This window comes from Verminephrobacter aporrectodeae subsp. tuberculatae At4, from assembly GCF_000193225.1.
GTDB lineage: Bacteria > Pseudomonadota > Gammaproteobacteria > Burkholderiales > Burkholderiaceae_C > Acidovorax > Acidovorax aporrectodeae.
The window spans coordinates 1-12,303 of record NZ_AFAL01000503.1 but is presented as its reverse complement, the minus strand read 5'-3'; the positions used below and the strand labels follow the sequence as shown (position 1 = coordinate 12,303).

Below are 12,303 nucleotides of genomic sequence, written 5' to 3'. Positions count from 1 at the left end.
GCTTGAAGACCAGATCGATCTTGGGATCGAGGTAGCTCATATTCATGGAAGGGAACTCCTGCGCCTGCCTTTGGCTGCGCAGTCTATCGCACGCGTGCCGAAGGCCAGCGGTCTGCAAACTGCACAGGAAGGGTGCAACCCGCGCGACAGCATGCTTTGCGCGCCTGCGGCACACTGTGAACCGCTTGGTAGCCGAATGGATCCCCATGCCCTCCACCCCTGCACTGACCCCGCGCCGCGAACTCTGGCTGCTGCTGACCCTCGCGGGGGTGCAGTTCACGCATATCGTGGACTTCATGATCATGATGCCGCTGGGGCCCGAGTTCACGCAGATGTTTGCCATCAGCGACGCGCAGTTCGGCCTGCTGGTCTCGGCGTACACGCTGTCCGCCGGGGTGTCGGGTCTGCTGGCGTCCACCTGCATCGATCGCTTTGGCCGCAAGCGCCTGCTGCTGGTGCTCTACACCCTGTTCGGGCTGGCAACGCTGGCCTGCGGCCTCGCGCCGACCTACGCCACGCTGATCGCGGCGCGCATTCTTGCGGGGGCCTTCGGGGGCGTGCTGCAGGCCCTGGTGCAGACCATCGTCGCGGACGTGGTCGCGTTCGAGCGGCGCGGCCGCGCCACGGGGATCGTCATGACCTCGTTCTCCGTGGCGACGGTGGCGGGCGTTCCGCTGGGGCTGGTCCTGGCGCAGTTCGGCGGTTGGCACCTGCCGTTCATTGCCACTGCCGCGATGGTCGGGGGAGTGGCGGTGGTGGCCGCGCGCACGCTGCCGGCGCTGACCGCGCACGTGCACGCGGCCCGTGGCAGAACGGTGTGGGGCGGCATCGCGCAGGTGCTGGTCGATCCGAACCACCGCCGGGCCTTCGTGTTCACGGCGCTGCTGATGTTCGCGGGCTTTACGGTGATCCCCTACATCACCATTTACATGCGGAGCAACATCGGCGTGCGCGCCGACCAGGTGCCTCTGATCTACCTGTGCGGCGGCGTGGCGACCCTGTTCACGGCGCGCGTGTTTGGCGGGCTGACGGACCGTCTGGGCAAGGTGCCCACCTACCGCGGCTTGGCGTTGGCGCTCGCCCTGCCCCTGCTGGCGTTGACGGGGGCGCTGGCGCATGGTGCGCCGTTATGGACCGTGTTGCTGGTGACCACGCTGATGTTCACCATCATGGGGGGACGCATGATTCCGGGAATGGCCATTGTCGCCTCGGCCGCGCAGCCCGCTGTGCGCGGCACGTTCATGACCCTGAACGGGTCGGTGCAGTCGGCGGCCATGGGGCTGGCCTCGTTCGTGGGCGGGCTGCTGATCAGCCGCGACGCGCAGGGGCTGGTGCAGAACTACTGGCTGGCCGCGCTGGTGGGCGTTGCCGCGAGCCTGCTCTCGGCGCTGGTCGTGGGCAGGTTGCACCTGCACGGCGCGGGGCCGTCGGCGCGCTGAGGCTGCGGCGCGAAGTATTCCACGGCCCGGGTGGCGATGGCCGCGCCATGTTCTGCAACGAAGTGCCCGGCCTGCGGCAGCACGATGGGCTCCGGGCAGCCGGCGATGCTGCGCCGCAGCGCCTGCATCGTGGGCAGCCCCAGTACCGGATCCTGCGCCCCGACCACCATCAGGCTGCGGCCCCGCCACTGGTGCTGCCAGAACTGGCGCGCGGCGCGCGACAGCGCCGCCCCCGGGTCGTCCGCGTGCACGGGGACGCGCTCGGGAAAGGCGCGCAGCGCGGCGCGGTGGCCGCGGTCCGGGAACGGTGCGTCGTACGCGGCGCATTCCGCAGCGCTCAGATGCGGGTTGCCGCGCGTCAGCAGACGGCCCACCCCGTACAGAGGCCGGTCGCGGCACAGCGCGCGCCATGGACCGAAGCCCGGTGGCAGCGGCGCGTCGCCCGTGGCCAGCAGCGTGTTCATCGCCAGCAGGCCGGCGAACCGCTCGGGCATGGCCATGGGCAGCGTCAGGCCCAGGATTCCCCCCCAGCCCTGCACCACCAGCACCATGCGGCGCAGGTCCAGGCGTGCCATCCATTCCAGCAGCAGTTGGCGGTGCCATTCGAAGCGGTGCGCGCTGTCTTTCTTGGGCTTGTCGCTCTTGCCAAAGCCAATCAGGTCGGGCGCCAGAACGCGGTCCCCGGCGGCCAGAAACACCGGCAGCATGCGCCGGTACAGATAGCTCCAGGACGGGTTGCCATGCAGGCACAGCCAGGTGCGCGGGGCGTCCCGGGGGCCCTCGTCGAGGTAGTGCATGCGCAGCCCCGCCAGGCCGGGCAGGTCGCTCAGGTAGTGTGGCGCCCAGGGGTAGCCGGGCAGGTCGGCAAAGGCGGCGTCGGGCGTGCGCAGCGCGTCGTCGCGCAGCGGGTGCTGCGCCCGCTGCTGCCCGCGGCGGCGCTGGAAGAATGCGCGCAGCGCGTGGCCGCAGGCGTCGGCGAGCACACCGCCCTGAACCTGGGTCCGGTGGTTCAGCGCCGCTTGGCCGAACAGGTCGAGCACCGAGCCCGCAGCCCCGGTCCGGGGATCCGGCGCGCCGTACACGAGCCGCGCGAGCCGCGCGTGCAGCATGGCGCCGCTGCACATGGCGCAGGGTTCGAGCGTGACGTAGAGGCTACAGCCGTCGAGCCGGTAATTGCCGAGTTGCCGGGCCGCTGCGCGCAGCGCCACGATCTCGGCGTGCGCGGTCGGGTCATGGCTCTGCCGGGGCGCGTTGCGGCCGCTGGCAAGCACCCGGCCGTCCTTGACCACGACGGCTCCCACGGGCACTTCGCCGGCGCGCGCCGCGTCCTCGGCCTGCGCCAGCGCCAGGCGCATCCAGTGCGCATCGTGCTCGGGGCATTCGCCGTGGCTCATCCGACCCATTTGCGCGCGTTGCGCCAGATGCGCATCCAGGGGCTGGGCGCGCTGCGCTCGCCCGGCGTCCAGCTCATCTGCGCGTTGCGGAATACGCGCTCGGGGTGCGGCATCATGGCCGTGAAGCGGCCGTCGGCCGTGGTCACACCGGTCAGGCCGCCGGCGCTGCCGTTCGGGTTGTACGGGTACTGTTCGGTGGCGGCGCCGTGGTTGTCCACGAAGCGCAGCGCGGCGATGGCCCGCGCTGCTGAGCCGCGCTGCTGCGCGAAGTTGGCGTAGCCCTCGCCATGCGCCACGGCGATCGGCAAGCGACTGCCGGCCATTTCCTGCAGGAACAGGCTGGGCGACGCGAGCACTTCGACCAGCGACAGGCGGGACTCGAACCGTTCGCTCCGGTTGGTCGTAAAGCGCGGCCAGTCCTGCGCGCCGGGGATGATCTCGGCCAGCTCGGCGAACATCTGGCAGCCGTTGCATACGCCCAGGCCAAAGCTGTCGGCGCGCGCGAAGAATTGCTGGAACTGCGCGGCAAGCTGCGGGTTGAAGCGGATGCTGCGCGCCCAGCCGACGCCGGCGCCCAGGGTGTCGCCGTAGCTGAAGCCGCCGCCGGCGACCAGCCCCTGGAAGTCGGCGAGCCTGACGCGGCCGCTTTGCAGGTCGGTCATGTGCACGTCGTGCGCCGCGAAGCCGGCTGCGTCGAAGGCGTAGGCCATTTCGACGTGCGAGTTCACGCCCTGCTCGCGCAGGATCGCGACCCGGGGCCGGGCCAGGTTCAGGTACGCGGCGGCGATGTCCTCGTCGGCGTCGAACGGGAGGTGCAGGTGCAGGCCGGGGTCGGTGGGGTCGCCGGCGACCGCGTGTTCCGCGTCGGCGGTCGCGGGGTTGTCGCGCTGGCGGCAGATCTTCCAGCTCACGCTGTCCCAGGCCTGGTGCAGGTCGGCCAGCGCGGCGCTGAATACCGGCCTGGCGTCGCGCCACACCTGCAACTCGCCCTTGCCGGCGGCTATGGGGGCCGCCGCCGGGCGCGTCTTGCCGACGAAGTGGCTGAACCGGGACAGGCCGTGCGCGCGCAGCGTGTGCATCACCGCGTCGCGCTCGGCCGTGCGCACCTGGAGCAGCACGCCCAGTTCTTCGTTGAACAGCGCCCTGAGCGTGCGTTCCTCGCGCCGTGCGCCGACCTGCGTGGCCCAGTTCTTGGCGTCACCGACGTCCATGCGGCTGTCCTCGATGCCGTCGCCTTCGGTGAGCAGCGGGTCCACGTTCAGCGCCAGGCCCACATGGCCCGCGAAGGCCATCTCGGCCGCGGCCGCGAGCAGGCCGCCGTCGCTGCGGTCGTGGTAGGCCAGGATCTGGCCGCGCGCGCGCAGCGCGTTCACGGCGGCGACCAGGTTCAGCAGATCCTGCGGGTCGTCGAGGTCGGGAACCCCGTCTTTCTCGGGGCAGCCGCTTTGCCCCAGCGTCTGGCCCAGGATGCTGCCGCCCATGCGGCTGCGGCCCCGGCCCAGGTCGATGAGCAGCAGCGTGCTGTCGGCTTCGCTGGCGTCGAGCTGCGGCGTGAGGGTGGTGCGCACGTCGGCCAGCGTGGCGAACGCGCTCACGACCAGGCTCACGGGGGAGACGATTTTCTTCTCGGCGCCGGCCTCGCTCCACTGCGTGCGCATCGACAGGCTGTCCTTGCCCACGGGGATGGACAGGCCCAGCGCCGGGCACAGTTCCAGGCCCACGGCCCGGACGGTGGCGTACAGCGCGGCGTCCTCGCCGGGCTCGCCGCAGGCGGCCATCCAGTTCGCGCTGAGCTTCACGCGCGGCAGCTCGATGGGCGCGGCGAGCAGGTTGGTGATGGCCTCGGCCACCGCCATGCGGCCCGACGCCGGGGCGTCGATGGCGGCCAGCGGCGAGCGTTCGCCCAGGGCCATGGCCTCGCCCGCAAAGCCCTGGTAGTCGGCCAGCGTCACCGCGCAGTCGGCCACGGGAACCTGCCAGGGGCCGACCATCTGGTCGCGGTGCGAGAGGCCGCCCACGCTGCGGTCGCCGATGGTGATGAGAAAGCGTTTCGACGCCACCGTGGGGTGCGCGAGTACGTCGATCACGGCCTGGTGCAGCGCCACGCCGCCCAGGTCGAGGGGGGTGAAATGGCGCTGCACGCTGCGCACGTCGCGCTGCATCGCGGGCGGCTTGCCCAGCAGCAGGGCCATGGGCAGGTCCACGGGAAGCGGCTGCTCCGGGGCCATGGCGGCGCTGTCGTGCAGCACCAGCCGGCGCTCCTCGGTGGCCACCCCGACCACGGCAAACGGGCAGCGCTCGCGCGCGCAAAACGCCCGCAGCTGCGCCAGCGACTCGGGCGCGATCGCCAGCACGTAGCGCTCCTGGCTTTCGTTGCTCCAGATCTCCCGGGGCGCCATGCCCGATTCCTCGAGGGGAACGGCGCGCAGGTCGAAGCGCGCGCCGCGGCCCGCGTCGTGGACCAGTTCCGGAAAGGCGTTGGACAGCCCGCCGGCCCCCACGTCGTGGATCGCGAGGATGGGGTTGGCCGCGCCCTGCGCCCAGCAGTGGTTGATGACCTCTTGCGCCCGGCGCTCGATTTCGGGGTTGCCGCGCTGCACCGAATCGAAGTCCAGCGCGACCGCGTTGCTGCCGCTGGCCATGGAACTGGCCGCGCCGCCGCCCATGCCGATGCGCATTCCGGGGCCGCCGATCTGGATCAGCAAGGTGCCCGCGGGGAAGGCGATTTTCTGCGTGAGCGCGGCGTCGATCGCGCCCAAGCCGCCGGCGAGCATGATGGGCTTGTGGTAGCCGCGCAGCACGCCGCCCACGTTCTGCTCGTATTCGCGGAAGTAGCCCGCCAGATTGGGGCGGCCGAATTCGTTGTTGAACGCGGCCGCGCCCAGCGGGCCTTCGAGCATGATTTGCAGCGCGCTGGCGATGTGCCCGGGCCGGCCCGACGGGCTGCCCCAGAGCCGGGAGACCGCAAAGCCGCTCAGGCCGGCCTTGGGCCGGGCGCCGCGGCCGGTGGCGCCCTCGTCGCGGATTTCCCCGCCCGCGCCGGTGGACGCGCCGGGAAACGGCGAGACCGCCGTGGGGTGGTTGTGCGTCTCCACCTTCATCAGCACATGCTCGGTGGCGCGGCTCTTTTGGTAGCCATGCGGGATGCAGGGGTCTGCGCCATCGGTCACATCGGTCATTTTGGCGACGAAGCGTTCGACCCCGTGGTGGCCCTCCATGACGCAGGCGTTGTCCGAGTACGCGACCAGCGTGTGCCGGGGCGCGCACCGGTGCGTGTTGCGGATCATGTCGAACAGGCTCTGCGCCTGCGCCACGCCGTCGATGCGAAAGCGGGCGTTGAAGATCTTGTGGCGGCAATGCTCGCTGTTCGCCTGCGCGAACATCATCAGCTCCACGTCGCTGGGGTTGCGCGCCAGGTCGCTGAAGGCGTCGATCAGGTAGTCGATCTCCGTGTCGGCCAGCGCCAGGCCAAAGCGGGAATTCGCCGCCTGCAGCGCGCCGCGGCCCGCGCCGAGCACGTCCACGTGCTCCATGGGCGCGGACGGCAACGCAGTGAACAGCGCCGCGGCGGATGCGCGGTCCGGGAGCACGGATTCGGTCATGCGGTCGTGCAGCAGGGCGGCCGCCTGGTCGCGCTGCGCTGCGCTCCATGCGGGCGCCGGGCCCGGCAGGTCCGCTTCGAGGCGGATGCGGTACTCGGTGATGCGCTCCACGCGCCGGATCGTCAGGCCGCAGTTGCGCGCGATGTCGGTGGCCTTGGACGACCAGGGCGACAGGGTGCCCAGGCGCGGCGCGGCGATGACGACCAGGCCATCGTCCGGGCCGGCATGCGGTTCGCCGTAGGTCAGCAAGGCGTCCAGGCGCTCGCGCTCCGACGGCGTGGGGGCCGCGTCGGTGGCGACCAGATGCACGAAGCGCGCCGCAATGCCGCAGACCCGGGGGTGGATGGCCTGCAACGCGGACTGCAACTGCTGGGCGCGAAAGGCGCTGAGGGCGTTGCCGCCCGCCAGCGTGGTGATGTGCAAGGTCACGGTAGCAGTGTGTAGAGGAGGGGGTGGGGGAGGGGGCTGCCTGCGCTGCGTTGGCCGGCCCGGCATTTTACCGGGGGACCCGATGCGTTTGGAAAGCACGCAGCAGCCCTTCAGAAAACGAAATAGTTCGCATTTGCAATATAAAATCCGTCTCCCGCAAGCCACGGTCACTTACATTCGGTAGCATTGGCTTGAACCCTTCCCCTCCCGACAACCCATGCTGAGCCCTGCTGCACTGCGCTACTGGTCATGGACCCACCGATGGTCCAGCCTGGTGTGCACCCTCTTCATGTTGCTGCTGTGCCTGACGGGCCTGCCGCTGATCTTTCACGAAGAAATCGGCCATTGGCTGGGCACGGAGGTGCAGGCCCCGGCGCTGCCCGCCGACACGCCACAGGCCAGCCTGGACCAGGTGCTGGCCGCCGCGCAGGCGCGGCACCCCGAGCGCGTGGTGCAGTTCGCTTCCCGGCCCGAGGAGGGCGACGCGCTGTGGTTCGTGACCCTGACCCCCACGCCCGACCCGACGCAGGACTTCAAGTCGATCGCCGTCGATGCGCGCACGGCGACCGTGCTGTCGCAGCGGCCGGTGGGCGAGGGCTTCATGCACGTCATGCTGCGCCTGCACGTGGACCTGTTCGCGGGGCTGGCCGGCAAGCTGTTCCTGGGGTGCATGGGTTTGCTGCTGCTGGTGGCCATCGTCACCGGCATCGTGCTGTACGCGCCCTTCATGCGCCGGCTGCATTTTGGCCAGGTGCGGCGCGAGCGCTCCGCGCGCCTGAAGTGGCTGGACCTGCACAACCTGCTGGGCAGCGTCACGCTGGTCTGGGCGCTGGTGGTTGCGGCCACGGGCATGATCAACACTTGGGCCGACCTGTTGATCAGATACTGGCAGCACGACCAACTCTCGGCCCTGCTCGAGCCCTGGGCGGGCCAGGCCATGGTGCCGGTCGCCGAGCGCGGGTCCTTGCAGCAGTCGTTGGAGGCTGCGCAGGCGCAGGCCCCGGGGATGCGGCTGTCGTTCATCGCCTTTCCGGGAACCGCCTTTTCCAGCCCGCAGCACAACACCTTTTTCATGCGCGGCAATACCCCCCTGCGCTCGCGCCTGTGGCAGCCGGTGTTGGTCGATGCGCGCAGCGCGCGCATCACTGCCGCGCCAGCGCTGCCCTGGTACTTGGCGGCCTTGCTGCTCTCGCAGCCGCTGCATTTTGGCGACTACGGCGGCCTGCCGCTGAAGGTCCTCTGGGCGCTGCTGGACGGGGTCACCATCGTGGTGCTCGGCAGCGGGCTGTATCTGTGGCTGTGCCGCCGCGCACAGGCGCGCAGAGAGGGCAGCGCATGAGGCCGGGTCTTTGCCAGAGTCCATTCCTCAGGCTATGGGGCTGGCCGCTGGCCATGGCCCTGCTCTCGGCCACGGGCCTGGCCAGCGCGCTGCTCTTCGAGCGCTGGGGCGACTGGTGGTCATGGCTGGGGCTGGGCATTCCGGTGGCCGTGATCGGCTGGTTCTCCTGGCCCCGCGCGCGCCCCGTGGAAGCCGCCACCGACGCCGACACCCCGGCGCCGCCGTTCTGAATCCTTCTTGCTCTCTTTCAACACCATGCACCACACGACACCCTTGCAGATAGGCATGCCGAGCCCGGCGTGCACCACGGCCGCGATGCTGCTCGCGCTCACCGCGCCCGCCCTGCATGCACAAACCGCTGCGGCCCCGGCAGCGCAAGGCCAAACCCTGTCCCCCGTGACCGTGAACGCCAGCGCCGACGCGTCGGCCCAGGGCCTGTCTCCGGCCTACGCCGGCGGCCAGGTGGCGCGCGGTGGCCGCGCCGGTGTGCTGGGCACGCGCGACGCGCTGCAGACGCCGTTTTCCATCACCAGCTACACCAACGAACTGATACAGGACCGCCACGCCCGCAGCGTCGGCGACGTGCTGCAAAACGACCCGACGGTGCGCACGGCGCGTGGCTTTGGCAACTTCCAGGAGGCCTACTTCATCCGCGGCTTCATCCTGTATTCGGACGACATCGCCTACAACGGCCTGTACAGCCTGCTGCCACGCCAGTACATCGCCACCGAATTGTTCGAGCGGGTGGAACTGCTGCGCGGCGCCTCGGTTTTCCTCAACGGTGCCAGCCCGGGCGGCAGCGGCCTGGGGGGCAGCATCAACCTGGTGCCCAAGCGCGCGCCGAACGAGCCGCTGAACCGCGTGACCCTGGGGGTGACCCAGGGCGGCCAGACCCAGCTGGCAGCCGACATGGCACGCCGCTTTGGCCCCGACGGCAGCACGGGGGTGCGCCTGAATGCGGCCACACGCGCCGGGGGCAGCGCCGTGGACAAGGAAAAGAGCCGCCTGGAACTGCTCGCCCTGGGCCTGGACTGGCGCAGCCCCGGCGTGCGCCTGTCCGGCGACGTCGGCTGGCAAACGAACGCACTGCGCAACACCCGCACGAACGTCCTGCTCGAGCCTGCGCTCACCCAGGTGCCCAGGCCGCCCGATAACCGGAGCAACCATGCCCAGCCCGGGACCTACGCGAACGAACGCGACCTGTTTGGCACGCTGCGCGGCGAATGGGATCTCTCTGCGGCCACCACTGCCTGGGCCGCCGCAGGCGCGCGCCGCGGCGCCGAAGCGAATGCGCTGGCGAATCTCACGGTGAACGACGCGGGCAGCGGCGCGGCCAGCCACTACCGCTTCGACAACCGCCGCCGCGACAGCGTGAACACCGGCGAACTGGGCCTGCGCGGCAAGTTGCAGACCGGCGGCCTGGGCCATGAATGGGTGGCCGTGGCCGCGTATTTCGGCTCCGAGGCGAAAAATGCCTACGCTTCGGACGGGGACAACCCCCAGGCGGGCAACCTGTACGGCCCGATCACCACCAGCCTGCCGGACTTTGGCGCCAAGACCCAGTGGGGTGGCGATCTGGCGCATCCGCGGCGCACCGGCAGCACGCGCCTGAGCAGCCTGGCGCTGGGCGATACCGTTGCGCTCGCCGAGCGGCGCCTGCAACTCACCGCAGGCCTGCGCTTGCAGAAAATGGAGACGGTGAATTACGCCTACGGCACGGCCGCGTTCACCGGCCGCGACCAGCAGAGCCATGGCAGCCCGCTGCTGGCTGCGCTCTACCAGGTGGACCCGCAGCTATCGGTCTACTCGAACTACGTCGAAGGCCTGAACCAGGGTCAGACGGCACCCACCGGCGCGACCAACCAGGGCCAGAAGCTGCCCCCCTTCGTCGCGCGGCAAAAGGAGGCGGGCCTGAAGTACGACGCTGGCCGCATCGCCGCCGACCTGGCGCTGTTTTCCATCACCCGGCCGCGCGCCTTCGTCGACACCCGCAGCCGCATCTTCGGCACCTATGGCCAGGACCGCCACCGGGGCGCAGAGCTGAGCCTGCACGGTCAGGCCAGCCGGGAGCTGAGCCTGCTGGGCGGGCTGACCTGGCTCGATGCCCGGCAGCAAAGCACCGGCAGCGCCAGCACCGATGGCCGGCGCGTCATCGGTGTGCCCCGGCTGCAGGCGAATCTGGGTGCCCAATGGGAACTGCCGGGCCTGCCCGGGCTGGCCGTCGATGGCCGCCTGGTGCACACCGGCGCCAGCTACGCGAACGCCACGAACACCCTGAAGGTGCCCGGCTGGAGCCGGCTGGACGTGGGCGTGCGCTACCTGCGCGAAGTGCAGGGCCGCCTGGTCACCCTGCGCGCGCGCGTGGACAACCTGACGAACCGCAGCTACTGGGCCTCGTCGGGCGGCTACCCGGGCTGGGGCTACCTGGTGCTGGGCGCGCCGCGCACGCTGTCCATCAGCGCCAGCGTGGACTTCTGAGAACTGCCTGAGCATTCCATTCGCAGCCGGGCCGGGTCAACCGGGAACGAAGCGGTATCCGACCCCCGTTTCGGTCCTCAAGTGCCGAGGCATCGAGGCGTCGCGCTCGACCTTCTTGCGCAGATTCGCCATGTGCACGCGCACATAGTGCGTGTCCTGCGCGTGGCCCGGTCCCCACACGGCCTTGAGCAGCTGCTGGTGCGTGATGACCCGATCGGGTTGCGCCGCCAGATGCGTGAGCAGCTTGTATTCGATGGGGGTCAGGTGCAGCGCCTGGCCGCTGCGCTCGACGGCCCGGCGAGCCAAGTCCACCGTGACGTCGCCAAACGCAATCAGCGCCTGCCCGCCCGCTACGCCCGGTTGTTGGCTGCGGCGCAGCTGGGCGCGCACCCGGGCCATGAGCTCGCCCGAGCCAAAGGGCTTGACCAGGTAGTCGTCGGCCCCTGCGTCGAGCGCGGCGATCTTGCTGGCTTCGGCGCTGCGCGCCGAGAGCACGATGATGGCCATGGCCGACCAGCTGCGCAATTCGCGGATCAGGTCCACGCCGTCGCCGTCGGGCAGGCCCAGGTCGAGCACCAGCAGGTCGGGGCGCCGGGTGCCGGCCTCGATCAGTCCACGCTGCAAGGTGGTGGCCTCGTGCACGGTGTGGCCCTCGCGCTCCAGCGTCAGGCGCACGAAGCGGCGGATGTCGGCCTCGTCTTCGACGATGAGGATATGCGTCGGCAGGTCGGTCATGGCCTGCGGCGGGGCGTTCAGTCGCCAGGATGCCCCTGAGGCGGCTGCTGCATTGCCATCGGAACGGCTGCCCTGGCCCAGTCCGGCAGGTTGCGGGTGACGAACTTCGTCCGGCCCAGGTCCATGCTCAGCAGCAGGCGGTAGGTTTCGCCACTGTTGTCGAGGATGCGCACCCGGTCGCTCAGCCCGATCGCATCGGCAAGATGGCCGAGGCTGCGGTCGAAACGGCGCAGCAGGTCCTGCTCGGGGACGTCATGGCCGCCGCGCTGGACTCTTGCGGCAACGCGGACATGGGACTGCTCCACCTCGGACAGGCCGACATAGACCAAATTCAGCTTGTAGCCGAGATCCTTGGCGGTCTGCATGAAGGGCAACTCGCGCCGGCCCGTCAGCGTCGTCTCGATCCCGAAGGACCGGCCTTCCTGCAGCAGCTGCTTGCGCTGCGCGATGGCCAAGCGACCGGCCTGGTTCTGTGCCGAGGTGGCGCCCGGATCGTCCGGCCCGATTGCGCGGGCGATGTCGTCGGGATTCACGATCGGAATGCGGCTGGCCACCCGGTACCGGCTGACCAGCGTCGATTTTCCTGCCCCATTCGGACCCGCGAAAACCCATAGCTGGGGTCGCATGCTGCTCATAGGGCGTGGATCACCTCATCGCCCTGCCGCGAGAAACGCACCAGCTCGCGGCGGCCGTCGGGGTATTTCTTGATTTGCAAGCCCTTTGGCGTCGTCGGCTCGCGGTAGTAGATCGGCCAACCTGCGGCGAGCAGCTCGCGTGCGGCGCCGCCATCGCCGTCTACACGGTCCAGCTCGCGCCATAGTTGTTCGCTCGGGTCCTCGTTCTCGGGTGTCTTGTACAGCGTGTTCATGAATTCGACCTCGTTGTGA

Annotated in this window: 8 protein-coding genes and 1 pseudogene; 4 read left to right on the top strand and 5 right to left on the bottom strand. The window is 70.2% G+C overall.

Annotation, left to right across the window (positions count from 1 at the left end):
* Nucleotides 1–206 precede the first annotated feature (206 nt).
* The gene (locus VTU_RS31815; protein ID WP_010106364.1) at nucleotides 207–1,439 is read left to right on the top strand and encodes an MFS transporter; all 1,233 of its coding nucleotides are present in this window, start codon (nucleotides 207–209) and stop codon (nucleotides 1,437–1,439) included.
* Here VTU_RS31815 and tadA read toward each other — a convergent pair.
* Nucleotides 1,340–2,833 carry a tRNA adenosine(34) deaminase TadA gene (tadA, locus tag VTU_RS0116960; protein WP_010106363.1) on the bottom strand — a complete coding sequence of 498 codons (1,494 nt, stop codon included), beginning with the start codon at nucleotides 2,831–2,833 and terminating at the stop codon, nucleotides 1,340–1,342. The genes VTU_RS31815 and tadA overlap by 100 nt on opposite strands.
* The gene (purL, locus tag VTU_RS0116955; RefSeq protein WP_010106361.1) at nucleotides 2,830–6,864 is read right to left on the bottom strand and encodes a phosphoribosylformylglycinamidine synthase; all 4,035 of its coding nucleotides are present in this window, start codon (nucleotides 6,862–6,864) and stop codon (nucleotides 2,830–2,832) included. Before purL ends, tadA begins: the two co-directional genes overlap by 4 nt.
* 217 nt (nucleotides 6,865–7,081) lie before the next feature.
* On the opposite strand from purL, the gene VTU_RS0116950 reads away from it, so the two are divergent.
* The 3 genes from VTU_RS0116950 to VTU_RS0116940 are packed head-to-tail and all read left to right on the top strand — an operon-like array spanning nucleotide 7,082 to nucleotide 10,681.
* Nucleotides 7,082–8,203, top strand: a complete 1,122-nt coding sequence (locus VTU_RS0116950; RefSeq protein ID WP_010106359.1) for a PepSY-associated TM helix domain-containing protein — start codon at nucleotides 7,082–7,084, stop codon at nucleotides 8,201–8,203.
* On the top strand, nucleotides 8,200–8,433 hold the full coding sequence (locus tag VTU_RS0116945; protein ID WP_029554505.1) for a hypothetical protein: 234 nt from the start codon (nucleotides 8,200–8,202) through the stop codon (nucleotides 8,431–8,433). The genes VTU_RS0116950 and VTU_RS0116945 overlap by 4 nt, the downstream gene beginning before the upstream one ends.
* A 55-nt stretch (nucleotides 8,434–8,488) precedes the next feature.
* The gene (locus tag VTU_RS0116940; RefSeq protein ID WP_010106355.1) at nucleotides 8,489–10,681 is read left to right on the top strand and encodes a TonB-dependent receptor; all 2,193 of its coding nucleotides are present in this window, start codon (nucleotides 8,489–8,491) and stop codon (nucleotides 10,679–10,681) included.
* 36 nt (nucleotides 10,682–10,717) lie between these two features.
* On the opposite strand, the gene VTU_RS0116935 is transcribed toward VTU_RS0116940, so the two are convergent.
* The 3 genes and pseudogenes from VTU_RS0116935 to VTU_RS0116925 all read right to left on the bottom strand — a co-directional run.
* Nucleotides 10,718–11,416, bottom strand: coding sequence for a response regulator (locus VTU_RS0116935; protein ID WP_010106353.1), 699 nt, complete (start codon nucleotides 11,414–11,416; stop codon nucleotides 10,718–10,720).
* A gap of 17 nt (nucleotides 11,417–11,433) precedes the next feature.
* The gene (locus VTU_RS0116930) at nucleotides 11,434–12,042 is read right to left on the bottom strand and encodes an ATPase (protein WP_040893035.1); all 609 of its coding nucleotides are present in this window, start codon (nucleotides 12,040–12,042) and stop codon (nucleotides 11,434–11,436) included.
* A gap of 5 nt (nucleotides 12,043–12,047) precedes the next feature.
* Nucleotides 12,048–12,303: pseudogene (locus tag VTU_RS0116925) on the bottom strand (hypothetical protein); the annotation flags it as partial.

What these genes read in the sequence shown, in the direction of transcription:
- VTU_RS0116950 (WP_010106359.1), top strand. Translation starts at nt 7,082, where the DNA reads ATGCTGAGCCCTGCTGCACTGCGCTACTGGTCATGGACCCACCGATGG.
- VTU_RS0116930 (WP_040893035.1), bottom strand. Translation starts at nt 12,042, where the DNA reads ATGCGACCCCAGCTATGGGTTTTCGCGGGTCCGAATGGGGCAGGAAAA.
- tadA (WP_010106363.1), bottom strand. Translation starts at nt 2,833, where the DNA reads ATGAGCCACGGCGAATGCCCCGAGCACGATGCGCACTGGATGCGCCTG.
- VTU_RS0116940 (WP_010106355.1), top strand. Translation starts at nt 8,489, where the DNA reads ATGCCGAGCCCGGCGTGCACCACGGCCGCGATGCTGCTCGCGCTCACC.
- VTU_RS0116935 (WP_010106353.1), bottom strand. Translation starts at nt 11,416, where the DNA reads ATGACCGACCTGCCGACGCATATCCTCATCGTCGAAGACGAGGCCGAC.
- VTU_RS31815 (WP_010106364.1), top strand. Translation starts at nt 207, where the DNA reads ATGCCCTCCACCCCTGCACTGACCCCGCGCCGCGAACTCTGGCTGCTG.
- VTU_RS0116945 (WP_029554505.1), top strand. Translation starts at nt 8,200, where the DNA reads ATGAGGCCGGGTCTTTGCCAGAGTCCATTCCTCAGGCTATGGGGCTGG.